The following is a 25,614-nucleotide window of genomic DNA, read 5'->3' as shown; positions in this document are numbered from 1 at the left end:
CGGGCTATTCATCGCCCTCTGTGTCGGGTCCACCGCTGACGGAGTCCTGGTTGGGATTGATCGGCGGGGGTTGTAAAGCTTCCGGTACATCGAAACTTACCGCCGTGCGGTTGTAATAACTGCGCAGCATGGCGATCGCCGCGGGCGAGAACGGGTTGCCGCTGAGGTCGAAGCCCTGGGCTCTGTCTGCATCCATTTCAAGGAGGTCGCTGGGCAGCTCGCTAATCTGGTTATTGCGCAAGCTCACTTGATCAAGCGATGGCAGGTTGAATATTCCGTTCGGCACTTGCGTGAGGCCAGCTTCTTCGATCATCAAACCTGTCAGTCCCGACATTTTGCTGATGTCGGGCGCGACGCCCAGCGGGTTATGACTCAGGTCCAGGTACTCAAGGTTTTGCAGGTCGCTCAGGGCGTCGGCGCTGGTGGTGGTCAAGCGAATATGGCTGTTTGCAAGGCTCAGTGACTTGAGTTTGGGTAGATTGAACACGGCGCCTGGGATGTCGTTCAAGGCATAGCGGTAGATCAGCAGGCTTTCCAGGTTGGGAAAGTGCTCGAGAAATCCCTGGGGAATCGACGTAGTTTCCTCTGCCCTCAATTCCAGCTTCGAAATGTGCTCGAAATCGATATTCAATGACGGTAGATCGCCTAGCGGCGCCAGCGTAACTTCCATTTCATGGGAGGCGGCGGGTGGCTCTTGGTCGGAGTCCAGAGCGGTTTCCCGTCGCCAGGCTGCTTCCAGCACTGTTTTGAGTTCGTCTCGCACCAACTGCTGCTGAGCCTGCGCTTGCTCGTCCAGTGGTGCCCTCGTAAGCGGATGCTGTGCCGGCACACTCACTATCCATTCCTGCAAATCGGCTTGAAGACGCTCGTAGTCCGCTTTCAAGCGCACCAAGTGTGCCATTGAGTCGTCCAGGCCGCCGGGCAGCCTGAAGATGAAGTTATTCGCCTGGTCGACGCTGTACTTGGGGTAAAGCGCTTGCACCATAAGCCTCTGCGCGGGGTTGGCATCAGCACCAAAATGTTCACCGGTTATCTGGCAATAGGCTTTGATCCTCTGCAGCGTGGCGCGTGAGAACCCGTTGCCTGACAGGTTAAAGGCTTTGGCGGCATTGCCTGGCAGTTGGAAGATCGCATCAGGCAGCCGACTCAAATAGTTGTTGCTCAGATCGGCGCTGACTAGTTGGGGGCGATTGAGCAAGTTCTCGGGAAACAGGGAGATATGGGTTCCGCTCAGGTTCAGCGTCTGTAGTTCGGGCATGTGCCCGAGGTTGGGAGACCGTGACAGCTGATTGTTGCTGGACAGGTCCAGGCTTTTGAGTCCTGTGAATGGATCAAGGTCTGCGCGGTTTTGCAGGGTCAGGTTGCAGTTGCGCAGCGTCAGTCTGTCAAGGTGAGAAAGTGCGATGACCTCGGGAGGAATTGTGTTGAGGGCAACGTCGCTCAGATGCAACGTACGTAGGTTGGGGAAGTGGGTGAGGAAACCTGGCGCTCCCCGGGTAGTGGGGTAACCCTTTAGCGTCAAACTGGAAATGTGATCGAAGTTTGCATTGAGTACAGGCAGTTCGCCGTGTATGGGGTAGCCAAGGTTCAGTGTGCGTCCGATTGCGTGGTCAGTATCGATCGGCGTTTCATGGCGCCAGCCGCGGAGCAGTTCTTGTGTCCATATCCAGCGGTGCAGTTCCGCTTCGGCGACCGTGGAAGGGGGCAGCGGGGCATCGGTGTTGAGAGAGGCCTGCAAGAGGGTCGAGCGCCAGGCCATCAGATCGGTTTTGAGTCGTAAAAGCTCGTTTTTCAGGTAGCGGAGCGTCTGTAAGGGAGTGCTGGGATAGCTGTTCAAAATGTCCAGTGTCTGAGCCAGCTCTTGCGGGCTCAGGCCAGGGTACAGCTCGTGTAACAACGCCAATTCGGGGGTGTTGCCGGCCTCTGGCGGTGTGGCGGGGTAGCCTTCCATGCCGCCGGGTAGGCGCATCAGCCTGGGGTCGTAGGCAGGTTTGCGCACTGGATCCTGGGCCAACAGCGCGCCGAGCGCTTCACGTGTCAGGGGGCGCTGGCTCAAGGTTTGCCGTAGCAACGGACCCTGGCCGATATGAATGCCCAGCGCATCGCGCTGAGTGTCAGGCAGGGCCTGCAGGACGGCAGTGTAAAAATCCGTTTCGGCAAGCAGCATGCCTTTTTCGTCTTCGGGGATGTACTCGCCTTCGATGGTACGCACCAGGGTGCGTTTGATCGGTGCTTCAGGAGCGCCGATTGCATCGTGCAGCTTGCCGGTTTGCTTGAAATCGCGCACTTCCAGGCGCACAGACGGCGACCAGCCCGGCAGGTTTTCCAGCGAGTGCAGGGCGAGGCGGTGGGTGTCGCTGTTTTCCAGAGCGCTCATGTACAACCCTTCATGCGCCCGGCTGATTCGAACGTGATGAGCGGCCCAGCGCGCTCGCTCAAGTACCGGTGCGGGTACCTTGCCTTGGTCGATGTCCAGCAACTGCTGGCCGGTGGAGCCGCGTAATACCTCTTCGGCGGCGCTCGTTGGCAGGCCGGGCGCGGCGTCGATGATGGTTTGCAGGCGTGCGTCAGCGGTTATCTCCAGCCCGCGATAACGCGAGTCGAACAGCGAGGCGCGGCTTTTCTGAGCTGCGCGTGCCAGTTGTTTGCGCAGTTTGGCGGTGCGTGCAGGCAGGGTGGGCGTGGGGCCGAACGGCTCTTCAAGCAAGGTTTTGCGTTCCGACTCGTTCAAGGTTTCCAGCACGATCGTCAGCAAATCGCCCTTGTTCATCTGGGCTTCGTGTATCTGTGCCACGGCGGCGTTTTTATGGCCTTTGTGCTCCCAGACGGTTTCACCTTTGGCGTTGAGAAACCGCAGGGTCTTGGATTCGGGCCATAGGCCCGTCTGGCTCAGCAGCCACAGTTGCGTTTGGGTATCAGCCTTCTGATACATCGCAGGGTCATCGCTGTTCATCTGGTCGATGAAAGTTTGCAACTGCTCATCGATCCGGATGCGCTTGAGTGTGTCGGCCAACAGCGGCGGCGGCGGTTGGTGGTCCATGTACAGTTTGCGCAGGACGTCATCATTGGTCTCGCTGATGCGACTGGCTCTTTCAAGACCGGCTTCGCTGATACCTTCGGCAGATGGGCCGAGCCGGCGCAGCAAGGTGGTGCGATTCCAGGTCAACGGGCGATCCACGGGCGTCAACCAGGCGCCCTTGCCATTGCTCAGTACGCGTGGGCGGTAGGCGTGGGGGCGCGTCGGATGTTCAAGGCTAGCGTTGCCCGAGGGTTGCTTGATGGAAAAATATTGTCCGTCCAGCGCCAGGATCTGCTTTTGTTGATGGGCATGTAATCCCTGCGGGCTGGGGCGCGACCCCGGCACCAATTGAATGTCATGGGCGTAGGGCGCCAGGTCGGGGTTCCACAGACGGGTTTTACGGTCGGTGGTCACCGGAGTGAGTCTGTCAAAGAAGTCCCATAGCGCCTTCGGTAGCGTCTGTCGCAACAGGTTTTCGGCGATCGGTGCGCCGACCGCGAACATCCCCAGTTGGACCATTTGCTCAAGGATTGACATCAGGTGCCCGAATGCCTGGCGCTTGAGCCCTTCGGCCCAGTCGAGCACGCCTTCGAACACATCGTCGAGCAGTTGATAGGCGGTATAGCCGAGCATCAGTAAGCCCAGCGGCGGAACAAAGGGTGTTGCGATGAAGGCGGCGATTTCGAGAATGGCTTCACCGATTTTCTGCACAACCTCCCAGTGCCGCCAGCGAGCATTTCTGTCAGCGTCGGCGGTGGGAATGGCCGTTACGCGAGCATCGTTGAGCAACTTATCAAGCTTGTTCTCATACAGGTGTTCGTACAGGTCGTTGGTGATTTTCGTCGCATAAAATTGCAGGTTGGGTTTGGCCACGGGTTCGTCACGCCAGACAGGGCGGGGGTCGCCCGAAACATGCTCGTGCCAGACGACCTGTGATAAGCGGCTGTTGAGATCGGCAAAGAAGTAGCCGCGCTGTTCATGCCTGACGAAACGGCTGAAAAACGCCTGATAGTCGGCGCTGCGCAGTTTGTTCGCCAGGTCCTGCATGAAGGCCTGACCGTTGGCGTAATACTTGAGCGGCGATTGCGGGTCGCCCGGAATATAGGCCACCATCGGGACGGCGCTGCGATTGGACTCCAGGTCGGCGGCGAACAGCACGATGCCGGTCAAGGGGGCGTTCATCAGGCTAAGGTCATGGCACAGCAATGGCCTGCCGTTCAGGTCGCCGATCAGGTTTTTGAGAAAGCTGCGAAGTGCATTGAACGCTTGGGGCGATACATCTTTTTTCAGCTGCGCCATATGCAAGCTGGCTTGGGCGTCGGCTTTCAGGCTGTTGATGACCTTTTGGCGCAGTTGAGCCTTGATCGCCGCGTCATTGAAGCCCAAAAGGTTCTTGAGGTAGCGCTGGTATTGCTTGCCGACATCCAGCGTGCGGCATAACCCGATGAATTGCGCGATGCTGATTTTCTCGCGTAATTGGGGCAGCGTGTTGAATTGCCCGGTGGCGGAGGGCTGAGTAATGAATGTCGACTCTGGGGCATATGCCGTCGGCTTGCTTTCGCCCGCATCAAAGTTGTGCAATGCCGCCTCCAACAGTGAAACGGTCCAGGTTTTGGCGCCAGTTTCTATGGGAAGCAGCGGTGTGGTCTGTGGGATATACAAGCGCAGGTAAATAGCGCTGACGTCGCAGTCGGCGTCGTACTGCTGCTTGAGTGCCTGCTGCAGCAAGGGGGCGGCAAATGCCTGCGGGGATTGGAGCGTGGATAGGGCGCTGTCGACTTGGTTTTGTGCCTTCCAACTGTTCTCCAGGGCCTTCTTGGCGGGAGCTTGCTGGGTGCGGTTGGCATCGCCATACCAATCGGCGAATTCAATTGGGCTGTTTTTCAGGGCCTGGCGCCGGGCACTTGAGGCGTTCCCTAGCCATTTCGGTAGGCGGGGGTTGACCTCGGCGGGCACTACGGCTGCGACTTGTGCGAGGTGTTGGGAGAGCGAGGTTTGAGTTGGGGTGGGCATGGGCTGGATCTTCATTGAGTTGAGGCAGCGACATCACACCAACTTTGATGCAGGGCGGGAGCATATATAGTGATGCCCGCAACGAAACCCGCAGATCTTGCGCTTGCCTCCCTTGCTTATGAGGCCGTGCTGCCCGGAACTCGGGTAGGCGCGGTTAGATCGTCAGGGCGCGCCAACCCTTTCGCTGCATGATCCTGACTTAAACCTGCCGCAGCGTTTAAACTGCGCCATTGCGACGCTATTTGTCGCATTGGCGTAAACCCGCGAAAAACACGGGTTGGCGCTATAAGAAGTTGTCGCTTGGCGACAAGGCCCCACTGAAAACTGTCCTTACAATCCCTGCATCGCCCGCCAGTTCCAGGCAGGCGTTCCTCTTCAGGAGACTCCGATGTCCGTTGAGCAAGCCCCGGTGCAACGTGCCGATTTCGACCAGGTGATGGTGCCCAACTACGCACCTGCTGCCTTTATTCCTGTGCGTGGCCAAGGTTCGCGCGTGTGGGACCAGGCCGGTCGCGAGCTGATCGACTTTGCCGGCGGCATCGCGGTTAACGTGTTGGGCCACGCCCACCCGGCATTGGTCGGTGCTTTGACCGAACAGGCCAGCAAACTCTGGCACGTCTCCAACGTGTTCACCAATGAGCCGGCGCTGCGCCTGGCCCACAAGCTGATCGACGCCACCTTTGCCGAGCGCGTGTTCTTCTGCAACTCCGGCGCCGAAGCCAACGAGGCCGCCTTCAAGCTGGCCCGTCGCGTGGCGTTCGACCGTTTTGGCAGCGAGAAGTACGAGATCATCGCCGCGCTGAACAGCTTCCATGGCCGTACCCTGTTCACCGTCAACGTCGGTGGCCAATCGAAGTACTCCGATGGTTTCGGGCCTAAAATCACCGGCATCACCCACGTTCCTTATAACGACCTGGCTGCGCTGAAAGCGGCAGTGACCGATAAGACCTGCGCCGTGGTTCTGGAACCGATCCAGGGCGAAGGCGGCGTACTGCCAGCCGAACTGGCTTACCTGCAAGGCGCCCGCGAACTGTGCGACGCGAACGACGCGCTGCTGGTGTTCGACGAAGTGCAAACCGGCATGGGCCGCAGCGGACACCTGTTTGCCTACCAGCATTACGGCGTGACCCCGGACATCCTCACCAGCGCCAAGAGCCTGGGCGGCGGCTTCCCGATTGCGGCGATGCTGACCCGTGAAGACCTGGCCAAGCACCTGGTGGTCGGCACCCACGGCACCACCTACGGCGGCAACCCGCTGGCGTGCGCGGTAGCGGAAGCGGTGATCGACGTGATCAACACTCCAGAAGTGCTGGCGGGTGTGAATGCCAAGCACGACCTGTTCAAGGCGCGCCTGGAGCAGATCGGCAAGCAGTACGGCATCTTCACCCAAGTGCGTGGCATGGGCTTGTTGATCGGTTGCGTACTCAGTGATGCTTTCAAAGGCAAGGCCAAGGACGTGTTCAACGCGGCCGAAAAAGAGAACTTGATGATCCTGCAAGCCGGCCCCGACGTGGTGCGTTTTGCGCCGAGCCTGGTGGTGGAAGAGGCGGACATCAATGAAGGCCTGGATCGTTTTGAGCGTGCTGTGAAGACGTTGACGCAAGCCTGATAGCGACACATTTTATTGGCCGGACCTGAACAAATGTGGGAGCTGGCTTGCCTGCGATAGCATCACCTCGGTGCCGTTGATATACCGAGTTGCCTGTATCGCAGGCAAGCCAGCTCCCACATGGATCTGCTTACACATTGAGACCGATGTGTATCCAGGGCCTGTGTCCGGCATTTTTTCCTCTGTGAGTTTTCGAGTTAAGGAGTGACACCATGCTGGTGATGCGCCCCGCGCAAATGGCTGATCTGGGCGAGGTACAGCGTCTGGCTGCGGACAGCCCGATTGGTGTCACCTCCTTGCCGGATGATGTGGAACGCCTGAGCGACAAGATCGCGGCCAGCGAAGCTTCTTTCGCGGCCGAGGTGAGTTTCAACGGTGAAGAGAGCTATTTCTTCGTGCTGGAAGACACCGAGACCGGCCAACTCGCCGGCTGCTCGGCCATCGTAGCCTCGGCTGGTTACTCCGAGCCGTTCTATAGCTTTCGTAACGAGACCTTCGTGCACGCCTCCCGCGAGCTGAAGATCCACAACAAGATCCACGTGCTTTCCCAGTGCCACGACCTTACCGGCAACAGCCTGCTCACCAGTTTCTACGTGAAGCCTGCGCTGGTCGGTTCGCCGTGGTCGGAACTCAACTCCCGTGGCCGACTGCTGTTTGTCGCCAGCCATCCCGAGCGCTTTGCTGACTCGGTGGTGACCGAGATTGTCGGCTACAGCGACGAGAACGGCGATTCACCGTTCTGGGATGCCATTGGCCGCAACTTCTTCGACCTCAACTACGCCGCCGCCGAGCGCCTGTGCGGGCTGAAAAGCCGTACCTTCCTCGCCGAGCTGATGCCGCACTACCCGATCTACGTGCCGCTGCTGCCGGACGAAGCGCAAGAAGCCATGGGCCAGGTGCACCCGCGTGCGCAAATCACCTTCGACATCCTCATGCGTGAAGGTTTCGAAACTGACCATTACATCGACATCTTCGACGGTGGCCCGACGCTGCACGCCCGGGTCTCGGGCATTCGCTCGATTGCCCAGAGCCGCGTGGTGCCAGTGAAAATCGGTGAGATGGTCAAGGGTGTTGGCCGCCAGTACCTGGTGAGCAACGCGCAGTTGCAGGATTACCGTGCGGTGATGCTGGAACTTGACTACGCGCCCGGCAAACCAGTGACCCTGGACCTGGCGGCAGCCGAAGCGCTGGGTGTTGGCGAAGGCGCCAGTGTGCGCCTGGTTGCGGTTTAAAAAGAGAGTTTCGCGGGTGGCTGACAACAGCGGCCCGTTCGAGGAGATAGCATGATCGTTCGTCCCGTACGCAGCAGCGATTTACCGGCCCTGATAGACCTGGCGCGCAGCACTGGCACCGGCCTCACCACCTTGCCGGCCAACGAAGAGCGCCTGACCCACCGGGTGGGCTGGGCGGAAAAAACCTTTCGCGGCGAAGCCGGGCGCGGCGATGCCGACTACCTGTTCGTGCTGGAAAACGACGACGGCCGCGTAGTGGGAATCTCCGCCATCGCTGGCGCCGTTGGCCTGCGCGAGCCGTGGTACAACTTCCGGGTTGGGCTGACTGTCAGCGCTTCCCAGGAACTGAATATCTACCGTGAGATACCGACGCTGTTCCTGGCCAACGACCTCACCGGTAATTCCGAATTGTGCTCGTTGTTTTTGCATGCCGATTACCGCAACGGCCTCAACGGTCGCATGCTGGCCAAGGCGCGCATGTTGTTTATCGCCGAGTTCCCGCAACTGTTCGGCAACAAGATCATTGCCGAGATGCGCGGTGTGTCCAACGACGCCGGGCGTTCGCCGTTCTGGGAAAGCCTGGGCCGGCACTTCTTCAAGATGGAGTTCAGCCAGGCCGACTACCTCACGGGCGTGGGCAACAAGGCGTTTATCGCCGAGCTGATGCCCAAGTTCCCGCTGTACAGCTGCTTTCTCTCCGAAGACGCGCGCAATGTGATCGGCAAGGTCCACCCGGACACCGAGCCGGCGCTGAGCATGCTCAAGAGCGAAGGCTTCAGCTACCAGGGCTATGTGGATATTTTCGACGCCGGCCCGGCGGTGGAATGTGAAACCAGCAAGATCCGTGCGGTGCGCGACAGCCAGTCACTGGTGTTGGCCATCGGCACGCCGGGGGACGACGCCACGCCGTTCCTGATCCATAACCGCAAGCGCGAAGAATGCCGTATCACCGCCGCTCCGGCCCGTCTGGCGGCAGGTACGCTGGTGGTCGATCCACAGACCGCCAAGCGCCTGCAACTGGTGGTGGGTGATCAAGTGCGTGCTGTTGCGTTGTCTGCTGCTCGGGAGTCCAAATAATGAATTCGCTGTATATCGCAGGTAGCTGGCTGGCTGGCCAGGGTGAGCTGTTTGAATCGCGCAACCCGGTGACTCAGCAAGTGCTGTGGGCTGGCAATGGTGCCAGTGCTGAACAGGTCGAATCCGCCGTGCAGGCTGCGCGTCAGGCATTCCCGGCATGGGCCAAGCGCCCGCTCGAAGAACGCATCAGCGTGCTGGAAACCTTCGCCGCTACGCTTAAAAGCCGTGCCGATGAAATCGCCCGCTGCATTGGCGAAGAAACCGGCAAGCCACTGTGGGAGTCGGCCACTGAAGTCACCAGCATGGCCAACAAGATTGCGATCTCGGTGCAAAGCTACCGCGAGCGTACCGGCGAGAAGAGCGGCCCCCTGGGCGACGCCACCGCTGTGTTGCGCCATAAACCCCACGGTGTGGTGGCGGTGTTCGGCCCTTACAACTTCCCTGGGCACTTGCCCAATGGGCACATCGTCCCGGCGTTGCTGGCGGGCAATACCGTGCTGTTCAAGCCGAGCGAGCTGACCCCCAAGGTCGCCGAGCTGACCGTACAGTGCTGGATCGAAGCCGGTTTGCCGGCGGGCGTGCTCAACCTGCTGCAAGGCGCGCGGGAAACCGGCATCGCCCTGGCGGCCAACCCAGGCATCGACGGCCTGTTCTTTACCGGCTCCAGCCGCACCGGCAACCATTTGCACCAGCAATTCTCAGGGCGCCCCGACAAGATCCTGGCCCTGGAAATGGGCGGTAATAACCCGCTGGTCGTGGACGAAGTCGCCGACGTGGATGCGGCGGTGTACACCATCATCCAGTCGGCGTTTATCTCGGCGGGCCAGCGTTGCACCTGCGCGCGCCGCTTGCTGGTACCGCAAGGTGCCTGGGGTGATGCCTTGCTGGCGCGCCTGGTGGCGGTGAGTGCGAGCATTGAAGTGGGCGCTTTCGACCAGCAACCGGCGCCGTTCATGGGCTCGGTGATCTCCCTCGCTGCGGCCAAAACCCTGATGCAAGCCCAGGAACTGATGTTGGCCAACGGCGCGGTGGCGCTGCTGGAGATGACCCAGCCTCAGGCTCAGGCCGCTTTGTTGACCCCTGGAATCATCGACGTAACCGGGGTGACGGAACGTGAAGACGAAGAGCTGTTCGGCCCGCTGCTGCAGGTGATCCGCTATGCGGATTTTGCCGGTGCCATCGCTGAGGCCAACAACACCCAGTACGGCCTGGCCGCTGGCCTGTTGTCGGACTCCGAAGCGCGTTACCAGCAATTCTGGCTGGAAAGCCGCGCCGGTATCGTCAACTGGAACAAGCAGTTGACCGGCGCTGCCAGTACCGCGCCGTTCGGTGGTGTCGGGGCGTCGGGCAATCATCGCGCCAGTGCCTATTACGCGGCGGATTATTGCGCGTACCCGGTGGCGTCGCTGGAAACGCCAAGCCTGATAGTCCCGGCAACGCTCACGCCAGGTATAACGCTGATCTAAATGTGGGAGCGGGCTTGCTCGCGAATGCGGTGTTTCATTCAACATTTGAAGTGACTGAACCACCGCTTTCGCGAGCAAGCCCGCTCCCACAATGGATCTGTGGTGTATTCAAGTGATTTGATGCCTATAAAAACAGATGTTCGTGGAGCCTCGCCGATGAAATCCTGTGAAGTCAATTTTGACGGTCTAGTGGGGCCGACCCATAACTACGGCGGTTTGTCCTTCGGCAACGTCGCGTCCCAAAGCAACAGCCAGCAGTCTTCCAACCCGAAGGAAGCGGCGTTGCAGGGCCTGCAGAAAATGAAAGCCCTGATGGACATGGGGTTTGTGCAAGGTGTGTTGGCGCCCCAGGAACGCCCGGACGTGGCCGCGTTGCGCAACCTCGGTTTCAATGGCACTGACGCCCAGGTGATTCAGCAGGCGGCCAAGCAGGCCATGCCTTTGCTGGTGGCCAGTTGCTCGGCATCCAGCATGTGGGTAGCCAACGCCGCCACCGTCAGCCCAAGCGCCGACACCGCAGACGGCCGTGTGCATTTCACCGCCGCCAACCTCAATTGCAAATACCACCGCAGCATCGAGCACCCCACCACCAGCCGAGTGCTGGGGGCGATGTTCGCCGATGGCAAGCATTTCGCTCACCACGCCGCCTTGCCGGCCGTGGCGCAATTTGGCGATGAAGGCGCGGCCAACCACACGCGTTTCTGTCGTGAGTACGGCGAGGCGGGCGTCGAGTTTTTCGTCTTCGGCCGTAGTGCTTTCGACCCCCGTTACCCGGCCCCGCAGAAGTACCCGGCGCGCCAGACCCTCGAAGCCTCCCAGGCCGTTGCGCGCCTGCATGGCTTGAAGGATGACGGTGTGGTCTACGCCCAGCAGAACCCGGCGGTGATCGACGCGGGTGTGTTCCACAACGATGTGATCGCAGTGGGCAACGGCGAAGTGCTGTTCTATCACGAGGATGCGTTCCTCAACACCGAACAGATGCTTGCCGAGCTGCACGGCAAGTTGGGTAAGTTGGGCGGCAACTTCCAGTCGGTTTGTGTGCCTCGCGCGTTGGTCAGTGTCGAGGACGCGGTGCGTTCCTACCTGTTCAACAGCCAGTTGCTGACTCGTCCTGACGGTTCGATGCTGCTGATCGTGCCGGAAGAGTGCCGCGCCAATGAGCGCGTGTGGCAGTACCTGCAAGGTCTGACCGCTTCCGGCGGGCTGATCCGCGAAGTCAAGGTCTTCGACCTCAAGCAAAGCATGCAGAATGGCGGCGGGCCGGCGTGCCTGCGCCTGCGCGTGGCGTTGAATGAAACCGAGCTGGCGGCCGTGAACCCAGGGGTTATCATGACCGCGCCGTTGTACGAAACCCTGACCCAATGGGTGGGCAAGCACTACCGCGACAGCCTGCGCGAAACCGACCTGGCTGACCCGCAGTTGCTGCTTGAGTGCCGGACGGCACTGGATGAACTGACGCAAATCCTTAAACTGGGCTCGGTTTATCCTTTCCAGATCAATTAATGCCACACGGCTGAGATATTTTATTTATGACCGACACCCTGAAACTCATCCTTGAAGACACCGACGGCACCCAGCTGGAAACCTCCTGCACCCGCGTCGCCGTGGTCTGGCAGGGCAAGGAGATCTGGATCCAGCACGATGGCCGCGGCCAACTGCTGATTGGCGTAGACGTAGAGGAGGGCGACGCCGAGTACGCCAACCTGCTGATGCGCCCATTGGCCACCAACCTGATGAGCCTGCAACTGGAAATGGAACCGGCCGACGTTGAAGGTGACGACGACGATCACGTCCATGGCCCAGGCTGCAACCACTAAGGAAGCTGCTTATGCTCGCCCTCGGCAAACTGCTTGAACTGACCCTCGCCGGTCGTGAACCGGCGCAAAAAATTCAACTGACTGTCGACGGCGTGCAGATGCGCTGGCTCAGCGAAGGCGCGCTTGAAGTGCGTCCTCCTGAAGCTCTGGACAACGGCAGCGACTTGCTGCTGTCGTCCGGCATCCATGGCAACGAAACCGCGCCGATCGAATTGCTCGACCGCCTGTTGCATGGCATTGCCCGCGGGGAGATCAAACCCCGCACCCGTATTCTGTTCCTGTTCGGTAATACCGAGGCCATGCGCCGCGGTGAGCGTTACCTCGAGCTGGACGTCAACCGGCTGTTCAATGGCCGTCATGAACAAAACATCGGCCCCGAAGCCATGCGCGCCGCCGAGCTTGAGCAATTGGCCCGCAGCTTTTTCAGCCTGCCTGGCCGCTCGCGCCTGCATTACGACCTGCATACCGCGATTCGTGGTTCGAAAATCGAGCAGTTCGCGTTGTATCCCTGGAAGGAAGGGCGCCAGCATTCGCGCCACGAGCTGGCACGCCTGCGCGCTGCCGGTATACAAGCGGTGTTGCTGCAGAATAAAACCTCGATCACCTTCACCGCGTTTACCTATGAACAGTTGGGCGCCGAGGCCTTCACCCTTGAATTGGGCAAGGCGCGACCATTCGGGCACAACGAGGGTGTAGACGTGCGTCTCCTGGAGGCTCGCCTCACGCAGATCATCGAAGGCACCGAGCCTGTGACCGAGAGCCTGGACGGCCTGCAGCTGTTTGCCGTGTCCCGTGAAGTGATCAAGCACAGCGACGCGTTCCTGTTGCACCTGCCGGCGGATGTGGAAAACTTCTCGCCGTTGGCCAAGGGCTACCTGTTGGCCGAAGACGTGGCCAAGACCCGTTGGGTGATCGAGGAGGAGGGCGCGCATATCATTTTCCCCAACCCGAAGGTCAAGAATGGCCTACGGGCGGGGATATTAATTGTGCCGACCTCAGAAGACGCCGCGGAGCTTAAACAGGGTTAAAGGAATACTGTTTGCGCGGCGGCATGTTCAGTTCTTCGCGGATACCATTCTCACTGAATGACACCGGGTTGGAATTGGTGGGTGGAGTCGACGGGTCGTTGTCGAAGTCGAAAGGGGCGGCGTCTGTAGGCAGGCCCACCGCCTGCAGTTCGCTGTTGCGGATGAGCGGACGGGCCTTGTCGCCGTCGACACCGTCCTCGCTGTATCCTGGCAGGGTGGTTCCGGTGACCGCGTTGTACGCATGGCACAGCTCGTGATAAAGCAACGGTATGTTGGTCATTCGATTGCCGATGAACGTCGGATTGTAGTAGATCGAACCACCGTAGGCCGGTATGCCCCGTTGATTATTCTCAATGAATGACCTGGGTTCCGATTCGTTGCTCGGCGCAAACAGCCCGTTGCTCTCATCTTGCAACTCATAGATATTGATTGGGGTGCCGCCTATCAATTGCGCGGCGTACAGCGCTTGCAGCAATTGTTGCCCGTTCGGCGATTGGGCCAGCAGCGAGAGGTCATCGTTTACTCGTTGTTGAAACTGGAGGCTACCGACTACTCGAACGCCGCTGTGGATCAGAGGGTAGTAATTGATATCGGTCACCCGCGCTTGCTGGACATCTATTGGCGAGCTGTTCCCTGATGTGGAAGCGGGCACGCTGAACTGCTGCGCAGCAACAAGGATGGTGTTGGAGTCTTTGAAGACTATGTCCCTCGGCTTGAGCTGAAGTGCCAGATCCATGCCGTGTCCGGCATACATCACATTGCTGTGCGGGCCTGCCTGTAAAATATCATCGCCTGGCCCACCCACCAGGATGTTGTGCTTGCCTCCCCCTGTCAGATGATCATGGCCCTCTCCGCCATTGATAAAGGCCTGCCCTTGGGCGCCAATGACGGTATCGTCCCCGGCGCCGGAGTAGACCGTCATGTCACCGTCGGCGAGGGCAACAACCCTGTCGTTTCCATCACCTGCCTCGATATAGCAGGCGCCTCGCCGAGTCAGGATCATATCTTCGCCGGGGCCGGCGAAAATGCGCGAGTAGCCGCCTCCGGCCCAGATGCGATCACTGCCTTCACCGGCGTCGATCAGGATGGGGTGGGTGACATCGTCGGCAACATTAATAAGGTCATCACCGCCCTGTGTCCGGAACACCACGAACTGATTGAGCCCGTTCAGGGTGACATGGAAACGTTGCGTATTGACTATGACGCTGAGGCCTTCGCCTTCGCCTTGCGCGGGGAGGTCGACGCAGATTCGGTCGGCTTTATCGGTGGTTGTGAACACAAGGTAATCGTGCAGTTCATCGGCCAATTCGCGCTCGACAAGCACGGTATTATCGGCATGCAGCGTGATGAACGCTAACGGCAGTTGGGCGTGCGGGCCCCTTTGGAGGTTTTTGGTGCGGTTGGTGGGTTCGCTGATTCGTCCGTCAATCATCCAGACGTTATCGGGAGCGCGCGGAGCGCTTGGAAGGGTAATCTCAGACATGCTGACTCCGTTGATGATGGGAACTCTTTTGAGGTAAACCTCAAAACCATTACATCGTCGGTACATCAATCACTGGTTTTACTTATATATATGCCCTGTCGATCCAAGGACACTCGGCTGGACAGGGCTCGGATGCAATCAGCTAACGCGCTTTTGCGGCTCGCTTTGATAGATCGCTCGCACTTTGTGCAGGGTATCGGCGCAGGTACGCGCAGCTTCCTGACCCTTGTGCACGAAGTGCTCATAGAAGAACGTGGTGTGCTCGCTGCCGGCATGGAAGTGGTGCGGCGTCAGGGACACCGAGAACACCGGCACTTCAGTTTCCAACTGCACCTGCATCAGGCCGCTGACCACTGATTGCGCGACGAATTCGTGACGGTAGATGCCACCGTCCACCACCAGCGCGGCAGCGACGATCCCGGCGTAACGGCCGGTCTTGGCCAGCAACTTGGCGTGTAGGGGCATTTCAAAGGCGCCGCCGACTTCGAAGAAGTCGATGTCCGATTCCTGATAACCCTGGGCGATCATTTCGGCGAGGAAGCCTTTGCGCGATTGGTCGACAATATCCTTGTGCCAGCAGGCCTGGATAAACGCGACGCGCTCGCCGTGATGGTTTTTGCTTTTGCTGTCGATTGCGGTGGGTTGCATGTTCTGACTCCTGTTTAAGAAAAAAACAGGGCGTTATGAATCGAATGGGATTTAAGGGTACGCATGCGCAAACAGGCGCGCGGCCCTTAGGTGCCAATCCCGTTCTCTCTTCATCCGGACTATGACCGTCGGCCCCGGGATCACACCGGGTCTGCTGACCTTGTCGCCGTCCTGCCTGAGCAGTTCAAGGCGCCAAGCGCTCGCGGGCTATGCACATTGCGTGCAATTACCGCCGGTGGGGAATTGCACCCCGCCCTGAGAACGTTGCCGCCAGAACCCTGGCGGCGGAGAGTTTTTAACATGGTTTTTCGAAAACTGCACGGCTGCCGTCTCGATAACTTATATCGGTTTGATTGGTTGGTATTCGAATGAATGCAATAGGGGCTTGATATTCCGTGGCTTTGCCCGCAGTAATCACACACAAAAGGACTTATCCACTCCGTTAGAGGCCCCCTTCATGACCGTGATCGACCTGCGCAGCGACACAGTGACCCAACCTACCCCCGGCATGCTCGACGCAATGGCCAGCGCCGTCAGCGGCGATGATGTTTATGGTGAAGACCCCAGCGTCAACCGCTTGGAGGCTGAGTTGGCCAAGCGCCTGGGCTTTGCCGCGGCGCTGTTCGTACCCACCGGCACCATGAGCAACCTGCTGGCGTTGATGGCTCACTGTGAGCGCGGCGAGGAATATATCGTCGGCCAGCAAGCCCACACCTACAAATATGAAGGTGGCGGTGCGGCGGTGCTGGGGTCGATCCAGCCGCAGCCCCTGGAAGTGCAAGCTGATGGCTCCCTTGATCTGAACCAGGTGCTTGCAGCCATCAAGCCCGACGACTTCCACTTCGCGCGCACGCGCCTGCTGGCGCTGGAAAACACCATGCAGGGCAAAGTGCTGCCGCTGGATTACCTGGCCAAGGCCCGTGCATTTACCCACGAGCACGGCTTGGCCCTGCACTTGGATGGCGCCCGTCTCTACAACGCGGCAGTCAAGCTGGGCGTGGATGCGCGAGAAATCGCCCAGCATTTCGATTCGGTGTCGGTGTGCCTGTCCAAGGGCCTCGGCGCGCCGGTCGGTTCGGTGCTGTGTGGCTCGGCGGCGCTGATCGCCAAGGCTCGGCGCTTGCGCAAGATGGTCGGCGGCGGCATGCGCCAGGCCGGCTCACTGGCGGCGGCGGGGTTGTATGCTCTGGATCATCAGGTGCAGCGCCTGGCTGACGACCATGCCAACGCGCAATGGCTGGGCGATGAGTTACGCAAGGCCGGCTACAGCGTCGAGCCGGTGCAGACCAATATGGTGTATGTGCAGGTAGGCGATCAGGCGCAGGCGCTGAAGGCCTTTGCGGCCGAGCGTGGGGTCAAGTTGAGTGCCGCGCCGCGCCTGCGCATGGTCACCCATCTGGACGTCAGCCGGGCGCAGATCGAGCAAGTGCTGCAGACATTCGTCGCGTTTTCGCAGAAATGACAGTGCAGGCCGTCTAATTGACTGTTTCTATCACATAAACACGCTGTACCACCGGCAAAGGGCCGATATAATGCGGCCCTTTGCCGTCGCTCCGTCTGATGATGTTGCGCACTGGCCTTTGGCCGCAGCCTCCGTGGAAGAACCTAATGAAAAGCGCAGAAATCCGTGAAGCCTTCCTTCGCTTCTTCGAAGAGCAAGGTCACACCCGTGTAGCCTCCAGCTCCTTGATCCCAGGCAATGACCCAACCCTGCTGTTCACTAACGCGGGGATGAATCAGTTCAAGGACTGCTTCCTGGGCCAGGAAAAGCGCGCCTACACCCGCGCTACCAGCAGCCAGAAGTGCGTACGCGCCGGCGGCAAGAACAGTGACCTGGAAAACGTCGGCTACACCGCTCGTCACCACACCTTTTTCGAGATGCTGGGTAACTTCAGCTTCGGCGACTATTTCAAGAAAGACGCGATCACGTTCGCCTGGACCTTCCTCACCGGCGTGCTGAAGCTGCCCAAGGAAAAACTCTGGGTCACCGTGTACGCGACGGACGATGAAGCGTATGACATCTGGACCCAGGAAATCGGTGTACCTGCCGAGCGCATGATCCGTATCGGTGACAACAAAGGCGCGCCCTACGCGTCCGATAACTTCTGGACCATGGGCGATACCGGCCCGTGCGGCCCGTGCACCGAGATTTTCTACGATCACGGCGACGATATCTGGGGTGGCCCGCCGGGCTCGCCGGAAGAAGACGGCGACCGTTACATCGAGATCTGGAACAACGTGTTCATGCAGTTCAACCGCACCGCCGATGGCGTGTTGCATCCGCTGCCAGCACCGTCGGTGGACACCGGCATGGGCCTGGAGCGGATCAGTGCGGTGATGCAGCACGTTCACTCCAACTACGAAATCGACCTGTTCACCAACCTGCTGAGCGCCTCGGCGGCAGCTATTGGCTGCGCCAATGAAGGCCAGTCTTCGCTCAAGGTGGTGTCGGACCACATCCGTTCCTGCGGTTTTCTTATCGCCGACGGCGTGCTGCCGTCCAACGAAGGCCGTGGCTACGTGCTGCGTCGCATCATCCGTCGCGCGTGCCGCCACGGTAACAAGCTGGGCGCTACCGGCAGCTTCTTCTACAAGATCGTGGCCGCGCTGGTTGCCGAGATGGGCGATGCCTTCCCGGAACTCAAGCAACAGCAAAGCAACATCGAGCGGGTGCTCAAGGCTGAAGAGGAGCAATTCTCCAAGACCCTGGAGCATGGCCTGAAGATTCTGGAACAGGACCTGGCTGAGCTCAAAGGCACCGTGGTGCCGGGTGATGTGGTGTTCAAGTTGTACGACACCTATGGTTTCCCGATGGACCTGACTGCCGACATCGCCCGCGAGCGTGAGTTGACCGTCGACGAAGCCGGTTTCGAGCGTGAGATGGAAGCCCAGCGCGTGCGCGCACGTTCGGCCAGCTCCTTTGGCCTGGACTACAACACCCTGGTCAAGGTTGACGTACCGACCGAGTTCACCGGCTACAAGGCGACTGCGGGCTCGGCCAAGATCGTCGCCATCTATAAAGACGGTAAGTCGGTCGACGTGTTGAGCGAAGGTGAAGAGGCGGTGGTGGTACTGGACCAGACGCCTTTCTACGCCGAGTCGGGTGGCCAGATTGGCGATTGCGGTTTCCTGAGCTCGACATCCGGTCGTTTTGATGTGCGCGACACCACCAAGACCGGCGGGGCTTTCCTGCATCACGGTGTGCTGGTGCTGGGCAACTTGACCGTGGGCGCACCGGTAGACACCCAGGTCGATGCCGACGTACGGCATGCCACGGCGTTGAACCACTCGGCCACTCACTTGCTGCACGCCGCGCTGCGCCAGGTGCTGGGCGAGCACGTGCAGCAAAAAGGTTCGTTGGTGGACAGCCAGCGCCTGCGTTTTGACTTCAGCCACTTTGAAGCGATCAAGGCTGAGCAGATCAAGGCCCTGGAAGACATCGTCAACGCCGAGATTCGCAAGAACACCCCGGTTGAAACCGAAGAAACCGATATCGAGACCGCCCGGAATAAAGGCGCCATGGCGCTGTTTGGCGAGAAGTACGGCGACGAAGTCCGCGTACTGAGCATGGGCGGCAGTTTCTCGGTAGAACTCTGTGGTGGCATCCACGCCAACCGCACCGGCGATATCGGCCTGCTGAAGATCATCAGCGAAGGTGGTGTGGCCTCGGGCGTACGTCGTATTGAAGCGGTAACCGGTGCTGCGGCCCTGGCTTACCTCAATGCAGCCGAAGAACAACTCAAGGAAGCGGCCGGCCTGGTCAAGGGCAGCCGCGACAACCTGATCGACAAGCTGTCCGCCGTGCTCGAGCGCAACCGTGCGCTGGAGAAACAGCTGGAGCAGTTGCAGGCCAAGGCGGCGAGCGCTGCGGGCGATGACCTGTCGGCTGCGGCGGTTGACGTCAAGGACGTAAAAGTCCTGGCTGCGCGCCTGGACGGCCAGGATGGCAAGGCGCTGTTGGCCTTGGTCGATCAGTTGAAGAACAAGCTCGGCCGCGCAGTGATCCTGCTCGGCAGTGTCCATGAGGATAAGGTCGTTCTGGTTGCTGGTGTAACCAAGGACCTGACTGGCCAACTCAAAGCCGGTGATTTGATGAAGCAAGCCGCTGCGACAGTGGGTGGCAAGGGCGGTGGTCGTCCGGACATGGCGCAAGGCGGTGGTGTCGATGCCGCAGCCTTGGACGCGGCGCTGGCCTTGACCGTGCCATTTGTCGAGGCAGGTATTTAAAGCACTGTTAACCGGCCTGTGGTCTAGTCACGGGCTTGTTCAGTGCGGGTGGATTGGAAATTAGGCGCCCCTTTACGGGCTGAGGCGGCTTGGAAATGGCTTTGATCGTACAGAAATTTGGAGGTACCTCGGTCGGTTCTGTCGAAAGAATCGAGCAGGTCGCCGACAAGGTTAAGAAGTTCCGCGATGCTGGTGATGACCTGGTAGTGGTGCTGTCGGCCATGAGTGGCGAGACCAATCGCCTGATCGATCTGGCCAAGGCCATCAGCGGTGATCAACAGCCGCTGCCGCGCGAGCTGGATGTGATCGTCTCCACGGGCGAGCAGGTAACCATTGCGCTGTTGGCCATGGCGCTGAACAAGCGTGGCGTGCCAGCGGTGTCCTACACTGGTAGCCAGGTGCGCATTCTTACAGACAGCGCACATACCAAGGCGCGGATCCTGCAGATTGATGATCAGAAAATTCGCACTGATCTGAAAGCAGGGCGCGTGGTAGTTGTAGCGGGTTTCCAGGGCGTGGATGAGCACGGCAACATCACCACGCTGGGTCGTGGCGGTTCGGACACCACCGGTGTGGCCCTGGCGGCAGCGCTCAAGGCTGACGAATGCCAGATCTATACCGATGTGGATGGCGTCTACACCACTGACCCACGCGTCGTGCCAGTGGCCCAGCGCCTTGACAAGATCACCTTTGAAGAAATGCTGGAAATGGCCAGCCTTGGTTCCAAGGTGTTGCAGATTCGCGCGGTGGAGTTCGCCGGCAAGTACAACGTTCCGCTGCGCGTATTGCACAGCTTCAAGGAGGGTCCGGGCACCCTCATTACTATTGATGAAGAGGAATCCATGGAACAGCCGATCATTTCCGGCATCGCTTTCAATCGCGATGAAGCCAAGCTGACGATCCGTGGCGTGCCAGACACCCCAGGCGTGGCTTTCAAGATTCTGGGGCCTGTCAGCGATGCGAATGTTGAAGTCGACATGATCGTGCAGAACGTTTCGCACGACAACACCACCGATTTCACCTTCACCGTGCACCGCAATGAATACGATGCAGCATTGAAAATCCTGCAGAACACTGCGAGCGAGATTGGCGCCCGTGAAGTGGTCGGCGATACCAAGATTGCCAAGGTGTCGATCGTCGGGGTGGGCATGCGTTCCCATGCTGGCGTTGCCAGCCGTATGTTCGGGGCTCTTGCCAAAGAAGGTATTAACATCCAGATGATTTCCACCTCGGAAATCAAAGTCTCGGTCGTCCTCGAAGAGAAGTACCTGGAGCTGGCTGTACGCGCGCTGCATACGGCTTTTGAGTTGGATGCTCCGGCCCGACAGGGCGAGTGATGCGTTGCCAGGAAGGCGCGGTTTACCGCGCCTTTCATTTTTTTGTGGGGTACATGGTCTTTTGCATGGGCTCGACAATACTTAGCGAGTAGGGCTACGACCTTTTGGTTGTAGGTCGAATGCTTTTTTTTTGCAGACTGTTGTTCCTGAACTGAAATGCGTGAGGTGAAAGGTATGCTGATTCTGACTCGTCGTTGCGCAGAAAGCCTGATTATCGGTGATGGCGAAATCACTGTGACCGTGCTCGGCGTCAAAGGCAATCAAGTACGTATTGGGGTTAACGCTCCGAAAGAGGTGGCGGTCCACCGCGAGGAAATCTACCTGCGGATCAAGAAAGAGAAGGACGAAGAACCAAGCCTTTAATTTTTATCGTTTTTTATGTTTGCAAACGGGGAGGAACGTGGTTAATATACGCCCCGTGTTGCGGAGAGCTGGCCGAGTGGCCGAAGGCGCTCCCCTGCTAAGGGAGTACACCTCAAAAGGGTGTCGGGGGTTCGAATCCCCCGTTCTCCGCCATTATTTGCTTAGTACGTTGCAATCTGGTTTTTTCGGTAAGTTGTTGAAAATACTCGAAAAAATAGCTTTACATAGAGATTGAACGGCCTATAATGCGCGGCAACAAATGCACTCGTAGCTCAGCTGGATAGAGTACTCGGCTACGAACCGAGCGGTCACAGGTTCGAATCCTGTCGAGTGCACCATTTAAGAGTTAGTTGCAGCGATGCAGGTAGCTTGGCTTCAACCAGTTGTGATCTGGTCTAAAAACACAATCTGCACTCGTAGCTCAGCTGGATAGAGTACTCGGCTACGAACCGAGCGGTCACAGGTTCGAATCCTGTCGAGTGCACCATACAAACAAAAAGCCCGCCTAGTGCGGGCTTTTTGCCGTCTGGCGTTTGTATAGGTTTTATTTGGCACGCTCCTTTTTCTCCCTTCTCATGTGTTTTCCCTCGCGCCTGCGTCGTCGCATTTCATAGATGCAGCCAATACTGAGCTTTGGCGTGCAAGCGCTTGTTCTTTCCAGTTTTTTAACGTTTAAAACGTCCGGGCGGTGTATCATGCGCCCGTCAGCCCCGCCGGGGCTTGTGGAATACCTCCATGGACTTACCCAGTAGTTACTCAGTACCCCGTTTTACCAATCATGAATTGACTGATTGATCCTTCCGGCGTGCCCCGCTGCTGGGAGTGGAGTTCGCCTATGACCGAAGTAGAAGTAAAGAAAACACAAGAAAGCCTGCAGGATCGTCTGGCTCAAGTTATCGAGCTGCTGCAGCGCCAGCGCGTGGTCGAAGACCTCACGCACCGCCAGGAAGGTCCGAACCACGACCGCGTCGAAAACCTGGTTCACCGGCAAAACCTCGTCGAGTTGCAACGCAAGCTCGATGACCTGCACTCCGCCGACGTCGCTTATATTCTTGAAGCCTTGCCGCTGGATGATCGACTGACCCTGTGGCAGTTGGTGAAGGCTGATCGCGACGGTGACATCCTTCTGGAAGTGTCGGACTCGGTGCGTGAGACGCTCATCGCCGACATGGATGACCACGAACTCCTGGCTGCCGCCAAGGAGATGGATGCGGACGAGCTTGCTGACCTGGCCCCTGAGCTGCCCCGTGATGTTGTCCATGAGTTGATGGAAGCGCTCGACACGCAGCAGCGTGAGCGTGTGCGTTCCGCGCTGTCGTACGACGAGGATCAGGTCGGCGCCCTGATGGACTTCGAGATGGTCACCATCCGCGAAGACGTCAGCCTGGAAGTGGTGTTGCGTTACCTGCGCCGCCTCAAAGAGTTGCCCGGCCACACCGACAAATTGTTTGTGGTCGACTATGAGGGCATCCTCAAAGGCGTTTTGCCGATCAAGCGCCTGCTGGTCAATGATCCGGAGAAAAAAGTTGCTGACCTGATGGCCAGCGATACCGTGAGCTTCCACCCGGACGAAGATGCCTACGACGCGGCCCAGGCATTCGAGCGTTACGACTTGATCTCGGCTCCCGTGGTGGATAAGAACGGCAAGTTGATCGGTCGTCTGACCATCGATGAAATCGTCGACTTGATCCGTGAGGAAAGTGAAACCGAAGTCCTCAACATGGCGGGTTTGCGTGAAGAGGAAGATATTTTCGCGTCGGTCTGGCGTTCACTGCATAACCGCTGGGCCTGGCTGGCTATCAATCTGATTACCGCGTTTATCGCTTCTCGCGTGATCGGATTGTTTGAAGGCTCCATCGAGAAGCTGGTTGCCTTGGCGGCGTTGATGCCGATTGTGGCGGGCATTGGCGGCAACTCCGGGAACCAGACCATCACCATGATCGTGCGCGCCATGGCGCTGGACCAGGTCAGTACCGCCAATTCCTCACGGCTGTTGCGCAAGGAACTGGCTGTAGGCCTCATAAACGGATTGGTGTGGGGTGGCGTGATTGGCGTGGTGGCCTACTTGCTCTACGGCAGTTGGTCTCTGGGTGTGGTAATGACTGCGGCCATGACCCTTAACCTGTTGCTGGCGGCCTTGATGGGGGTATTGATCCCCATGACCCTGGCGCGTCTAGGTCGCGATCCCGCCATGGGTGCCAGTGTGATGATCACGGCCATGACTGACAGTGGTGGTTTCTTCATCTTCCTGGGCCTGGCAACGATCTTCCTGCTCTGACCCTTCCCGCGGGGGCAAACCTGCCCTCGCTTTGTTTCTTATTCCCAAACTCCCAGCAAAAAAAAGCCAGCACAGGGCTGGCTTCGGCTTTCAGGTGTCAATCAATTGGCTTCTGCGGCCGCCTCCACGTCGTGCGCGATCAGCGAGACGAGAGCATTTTGCTGGCGGTGGGAGAGCTGACGAAAACGCTGCAGCAGTTCGCGTTCGTGCAGTGACAGCTCGGGGCTGTCCAGGCGCATGCTCAGCTCTTCACCCAAGGCACCTTCCTGAATAAGGCTTTGTTCCAGGCGTGCGATGATTTCGGAGTTCATGCTGCGGTGATGATTGCGAGCCACCTCGGCAATGCGTTCCCGCATTCCGTCTGGCAGACGTACGACGAATTTGTCAGCCGTACGGCTGGAATAAATTGCCTGTTTCAATGGGCGCATATATTTAACCGGTTAGTTCAGGGGAGCGGTTTCTGGAATTGGCCGCAAGATGAGTGTTAAGACAAGGCTCACGACCAAAGTTCAACCCGAATTGCAAAGAGGCCGCATCATGCCTCAGATTTGCCATTTCATTGGCGTCAATTCTGTGACAAATATTGAACCGCCTACAGGCTTTATGCCAGTACTGATTTGCGTTTTTGCGGACTGGTTGGAAAAATTTCCCGCAACTGCAGCGAAGCTCGGCAATCTTCGTCCAGGCCTGCGCGGAATCTGAGTCGAAGGGCGCCCTTCCTATAGGGATATGGCCTTTTGCCCTCAAGCTTAAGGTTAGTAGCTGTTCGGCTATTTACGAGTGTCAGGCGACATAAGGTAGGGAGGAGGGCGGCTGGGTAGGGCTAGCGAAGGAGTGGATCGAATTTGATTCGGCGACCCTTGATGAGTGCCATTATCAGTAGGCTGCCCAGCACGGCGCTTGCGACCAAGGCTAGGGTTTGAGCTTGTTGTGAGGTGGCTCCCAGGCCTAGTGCGGCGGACATGAGGGTCAGGCACAGAAATAACCAGGCAGATTTGGACATGAATAATTTTCTCAGAAAACCCAATGCTCGGCCGCTGGGGCAGATTGGGTATCTTGGGTCAGGCGGATGGGGGACTGGGGGTTGGCAGTCATCAGTGCCAGTTGAGGGCGCTGTTGCAGATGGTGGGGAATGGCTTGGCTGATTTGCGCGCCGTCTTCAGTAGTGGTCGGCTGAAAATGAAACGTCACCACCGCGGCCAGTGCCACAGCGTTCAGTGCTAATAGAAGGGCGCTGTTCATAGTCATGGTCTCCACGGTGCCTGGAACGATTGGTTTTGTATGTATGACTTTGCAGATGTCGTGCCAACCTATTAGGCCAATAAAAACAAAGGGTTAGATTTAATTCGTGGGGGTTTGAGGTTGCAGTTTGCAATGATGGCATATTGGTGTAGTGCAATTTGCACGATGCATCTGAAGGCTTTGGTCTGTAGCGAGAGGCTTTGAATGCATTCGCAGGGATCGGCCTACAGTCAAAATGCCAACGGACGACATGACAAAACCCGCCTCGGCCGTTAAGATGCACGCCGTCTGTCGCTAGCCCTTCCGGGTAAGCATTTGGCATTTGTCCCAGTAGCTCAATTGGATAGAGCATCCCCCTCCTAAGGGGAAGGTTGGCCGTTCGAACCGGCCCTGGGACACCATCTCTGTTGAGTTTTCCCTTTTCGGTATTCGCCGGTCTAAAAAACAGTCTTTCTCGCTCCTCGCTTTCGCAGGTCTCAGCCGGGCTTCTTCCGGTTGGAGCTCGATGCATTTGTGTGGGTGGGGGTACTCACGCCCCAGGGCTATACGCTTCTTCTTATATAGAAGAGGCGGCGAGGCATCCTGATTTTATAGGCGAATGGGTTTTTAGCTTTTTTGCGGATAAGGGGTTGACGTTCATGGCGATCCCTGTAGAATTCGCCTCCCGCTTACGAGAGATCGCAAGCGCAAGTGGTTGAAGTTGTTGAAGAAATCTTCGAAAACTTCTGAAAATAACCACTTGACAGCAAATGAGGCTGCTGTAGAATGCGCGCCT

At 58.6% G+C, this 25,614-nt stretch carries 19 protein-coding genes, 4 tRNA genes and 1 riboswitch; of the genes, 17 read left to right on the top strand and 6 right to left on the bottom strand.

Translation table 11 applies throughout. The features are described from left to right. Positions 1-4: 4 nt before the first annotated feature. On the bottom strand, positions 5-5,032 hold the full coding sequence (locus tag GIV35_RS22870; RefSeq protein ID WP_236264751.1) for a leucine-rich repeat domain-containing protein: 5,028 nt from the start codon (positions 5,030-5,032) through the stop codon (positions 5-7). Positions 5,033-5,420: 388 nt separating this feature from the next. On the opposite strand from GIV35_RS22870, the gene GIV35_RS22865 reads away from it, so the two are divergent. The 7 genes from GIV35_RS22865 (at position 5,421) to astE (ending at position 13,261) form a co-directional block, all read left to right on the top strand. Then, complete coding sequence (locus tag GIV35_RS22865; protein ID WP_236264750.1) at positions 5,421-6,641, top strand: aspartate aminotransferase family protein; 1,221 nt, start codon at positions 5,421-5,423, stop codon at positions 6,639-6,641. 212 nt (positions 6,642-6,853) lie between these two features. Then, positions 6,854-7,873: an arginine/ornithine succinyltransferase subunit alpha gene (aruF, locus tag GIV35_RS22860; protein WP_105228053.1), complete on the top strand. Its 1,020-nt coding sequence runs from the start codon at positions 6,854-6,856 to the stop codon at positions 7,871-7,873. Positions 7,874-7,924: 51 nt separating this feature from the next. Beyond that, positions 7,925-8,950: an arginine N-succinyltransferase gene (gene astA / locus GIV35_RS22855; protein ID WP_105228051.1), complete on the top strand. Its 1,026-nt coding sequence runs from the start codon at positions 7,925-7,927 to the stop codon at positions 8,948-8,950. Next, a complete protein-coding gene (astD, locus tag GIV35_RS22850; RefSeq protein ID WP_223024275.1) occupies positions 8,947-10,416 on the top strand; it encodes a succinylglutamate-semialdehyde dehydrogenase in 1,470 nt (489 codons plus the stop codon). Before astA ends, astD begins: the two co-directional genes overlap by 4 nt. A 156-nt stretch (positions 10,417-10,572) precedes the next feature. Continuing rightward, on the top strand, positions 10,573-11,919 hold the full coding sequence (astB, locus tag GIV35_RS22845) for an N-succinylarginine dihydrolase (protein WP_105228047.1): 1,347 nt from the start codon (positions 10,573-10,575) through the stop codon (positions 11,917-11,919). Positions 11,920-11,945: 26 nt separating this feature from the next. Then, positions 11,946-12,233 (top strand): hypothetical protein, encoded by a 288-nt coding sequence (locus GIV35_RS22840; protein WP_003175651.1) that lies wholly within the window; start codon positions 11,946-11,948, stop codon positions 12,231-12,233. An 11-nt stretch (positions 12,234-12,244) separates the two neighbouring features. Beyond that, entirely contained in the window at positions 12,245-13,261 is a 1,017-nt protein-coding gene (gene astE / locus GIV35_RS22835; protein WP_054922329.1) for a succinylglutamate desuccinylase, read from the top strand. Here the strand turns inward: astE and GIV35_RS22830 are convergent. Then, positions 13,248-14,744 carry a M91 family zinc metallopeptidase gene (locus GIV35_RS22830; protein ID WP_223024271.1) on the bottom strand — a complete coding sequence of 499 codons (1,497 nt, stop codon included), beginning with the start codon at positions 14,742-14,744 and terminating at the stop codon, positions 13,248-13,250. The two genes, astE and GIV35_RS22830, sit on opposite strands and share 14 nt — an antisense overlap. A gap of 138 nt (positions 14,745-14,882) precedes the next feature. After that, complete coding sequence (locus tag GIV35_RS22825) at positions 14,883-15,392, bottom strand: 6,7-dimethyl-8-ribityllumazine synthase (RefSeq protein WP_054922336.1); 510 nt, start codon at positions 15,390-15,392, stop codon at positions 14,883-14,885. A 97-nt stretch (positions 15,393-15,489) separates the two neighbouring features. Then, positions 15,490-15,659, bottom strand: a riboswitch (FMN riboswitch). A 190-nt stretch (positions 15,660-15,849) separates the two neighbouring features. On the opposite strand from GIV35_RS22825, the gene ltaE reads away from it, so the two are divergent. From ltaE to mgtE, 8 genes are all read left to right on the top strand, one after another. Then, positions 15,850-16,854, top strand: coding sequence for a low-specificity L-threonine aldolase (gene ltaE / locus GIV35_RS22820; RefSeq protein WP_034128464.1), 1,005 nt, complete (start codon positions 15,850-15,852; stop codon positions 16,852-16,854). Positions 16,855-17,000: 146 nt separating this feature from the next. After that, positions 17,001-19,619, top strand: a complete 2,619-nt coding sequence (gene alaS / locus GIV35_RS22815; RefSeq protein ID WP_223024270.1) for an alanine--tRNA ligase — start codon at positions 17,001-17,003, stop codon at positions 19,617-19,619. A gap of 95 nt (positions 19,620-19,714) precedes the next feature. Continuing rightward, positions 19,715-20,956, top strand: coding sequence for an aspartate kinase (locus GIV35_RS22810; RefSeq protein WP_003193595.1), 1,242 nt, complete (start codon positions 19,715-19,717; stop codon positions 20,954-20,956). Positions 20,957-21,130: 174 nt separating this feature from the next. Continuing rightward, a complete protein-coding gene (csrA, locus tag GIV35_RS22805; RefSeq protein WP_003175645.1) occupies positions 21,131-21,319 on the top strand; it encodes a carbon storage regulator CsrA in 189 nt (62 codons plus the stop codon). A gap of 62 nt (positions 21,320-21,381) precedes the next feature. Continuing rightward, positions 21,382-21,472, top strand: a tRNA-Ser gene (locus GIV35_RS22800). A gap of 108 nt (positions 21,473-21,580) precedes the next feature. Beyond that, positions 21,581-21,657: transfer RNA gene (locus tag GIV35_RS22795), tRNA-Arg, on the top strand. A 72-nt stretch (positions 21,658-21,729) separates the two neighbouring features. Further along, a tRNA-Arg gene (locus GIV35_RS22790) sits at positions 21,730-21,806 on the top strand. Between the two features lie 348 nt (positions 21,807-22,154). Further along, complete coding sequence (gene mgtE / locus GIV35_RS22785; RefSeq protein WP_003193593.1) at positions 22,155-23,597, top strand: magnesium transporter; 1,443 nt, start codon at positions 22,155-22,157, stop codon at positions 23,595-23,597. 101 nt (positions 23,598-23,698) lie between these two features. Here the strand turns inward: mgtE and GIV35_RS22780 are convergent, their stop codons facing one another. Beyond that, positions 23,699-24,025 carry an Arc family DNA-binding protein gene (locus GIV35_RS22780; protein WP_003193592.1) on the bottom strand — a complete coding sequence of 109 codons (327 nt, stop codon included), beginning with the start codon at positions 24,023-24,025 and terminating at the stop codon, positions 23,699-23,701. Between the two features lie 49 nt (positions 24,026-24,074). Here GIV35_RS22780 and GIV35_RS22775 point away from each other — a divergent pair, with 49 nt between their 5' ends. Next, complete coding sequence (locus GIV35_RS22775; RefSeq protein WP_236265960.1) at positions 24,075-24,299, top strand: hypothetical protein; 225 nt, start codon at positions 24,075-24,077, stop codon at positions 24,297-24,299. A gap of 121 nt (positions 24,300-24,420) precedes the next feature. Here GIV35_RS22775 and GIV35_RS22770 read toward each other — a convergent pair whose 3' ends face one another. Both GIV35_RS22770 and GIV35_RS22765 read right to left on the bottom strand, forming a co-directional pair. Further along, on the bottom strand, positions 24,421-24,600 hold the full coding sequence (locus tag GIV35_RS22770) for a PA3371 family protein (protein WP_105228037.1): 180 nt from the start codon (positions 24,598-24,600) through the stop codon (positions 24,421-24,423). Between the two features lie 11 nt (positions 24,601-24,611). Continuing rightward, positions 24,612-24,839 carry a hypothetical protein gene (locus GIV35_RS22765; protein WP_200648323.1) on the bottom strand — a complete coding sequence of 76 codons (228 nt, stop codon included), beginning with the start codon at positions 24,837-24,839 and terminating at the stop codon, positions 24,612-24,614. Between the two features lie 324 nt (positions 24,840-25,163). Here GIV35_RS22765 and GIV35_RS22760 point away from each other — a divergent pair. Next, positions 25,164-25,240: transfer RNA gene (locus GIV35_RS22760), tRNA-Arg, on the top strand. Positions 25,241-25,614: the final 374 nt, after the last annotated feature.

This window comes from Pseudomonas sp. PA-1-6B (genome assembly GCF_021609545.1).
Classification (GTDB): Bacteria; Pseudomonadota; Gammaproteobacteria; order Pseudomonadales; family Pseudomonadaceae; genus Aquipseudomonas; species Aquipseudomonas fluorescens_BV.
This window is presented reverse-complemented; position numbering and strand designations above follow the sequence as displayed.

Coding starts and splice junctions, on each gene's coding strand:
- GIV35_RS22870 (WP_236264751.1), bottom strand. CDS start 5,032: ATGCCCACCCCAACTCAAACCTCGCTCTCCCAACACCTCGCACAAGTC.
- GIV35_RS22865 (WP_236264750.1), top strand. CDS start 5,421: ATGTCCGTTGAGCAAGCCCCGGTGCAACGTGCCGATTTCGACCAGGTG.
- aruF (WP_105228053.1), top strand. CDS start 6,854: ATGCTGGTGATGCGCCCCGCGCAAATGGCTGATCTGGGCGAGGTACAG.
- astA (WP_105228051.1), top strand. CDS start 7,925: ATGATCGTTCGTCCCGTACGCAGCAGCGATTTACCGGCCCTGATAGAC.
- astB (WP_105228047.1), top strand. CDS start 10,573: ATGAAATCCTGTGAAGTCAATTTTGACGGTCTAGTGGGGCCGACCCAT.
- GIV35_RS22840 (WP_003175651.1), top strand. CDS start 11,946: ATGACCGACACCCTGAAACTCATCCTTGAAGACACCGACGGCACCCAG.
- astE (WP_054922329.1), top strand. CDS start 12,245: ATGCTCGCCCTCGGCAAACTGCTTGAACTGACCCTCGCCGGTCGTGAA.
- GIV35_RS22830 (WP_223024271.1), bottom strand. CDS start 14,744: ATGTCTGAGATTACCCTTCCAAGCGCTCCGCGCGCTCCCGATAACGTC.
- GIV35_RS22825 (WP_054922336.1), bottom strand. CDS start 15,392: ATGCAACCCACCGCAATCGACAGCAAAAGCAAAAACCATCACGGCGAG.
- ltaE (WP_034128464.1), top strand. CDS start 15,850: ATGACCGTGATCGACCTGCGCAGCGACACAGTGACCCAACCTACCCCC.
- alaS (WP_223024270.1), top strand. CDS start 17,001: ATGAAAAGCGCAGAAATCCGTGAAGCCTTCCTTCGCTTCTTCGAAGAG.
- GIV35_RS22810 (WP_003193595.1), top strand. CDS start 19,715: ATGGCTTTGATCGTACAGAAATTTGGAGGTACCTCGGTCGGTTCTGTC.
- csrA (WP_003175645.1), top strand. CDS start 21,131: ATGCTGATTCTGACTCGTCGTTGCGCAGAAAGCCTGATTATCGGTGAT.
- mgtE (WP_003193593.1), top strand. CDS start 22,155: ATGACCGAAGTAGAAGTAAAGAAAACACAAGAAAGCCTGCAGGATCGT.
- GIV35_RS22780 (WP_003193592.1), bottom strand. CDS start 24,025: ATGCGCCCATTGAAACAGGCAATTTATTCCAGCCGTACGGCTGACAAA.
- GIV35_RS22775 (WP_236265960.1), top strand. CDS start 24,075: ATGAGTGTTAAGACAAGGCTCACGACCAAAGTTCAACCCGAATTGCAA.
- GIV35_RS22770 (WP_105228037.1), bottom strand. CDS start 24,600: ATGTCCAAATCTGCCTGGTTATTTCTGTGCCTGACCCTCATGTCCGCC.
- GIV35_RS22765 (WP_200648323.1), bottom strand. CDS start 24,839: ATGAACAGCGCCCTTCTATTAGCACTGAACGCTGTGGCACTGGCCGCG.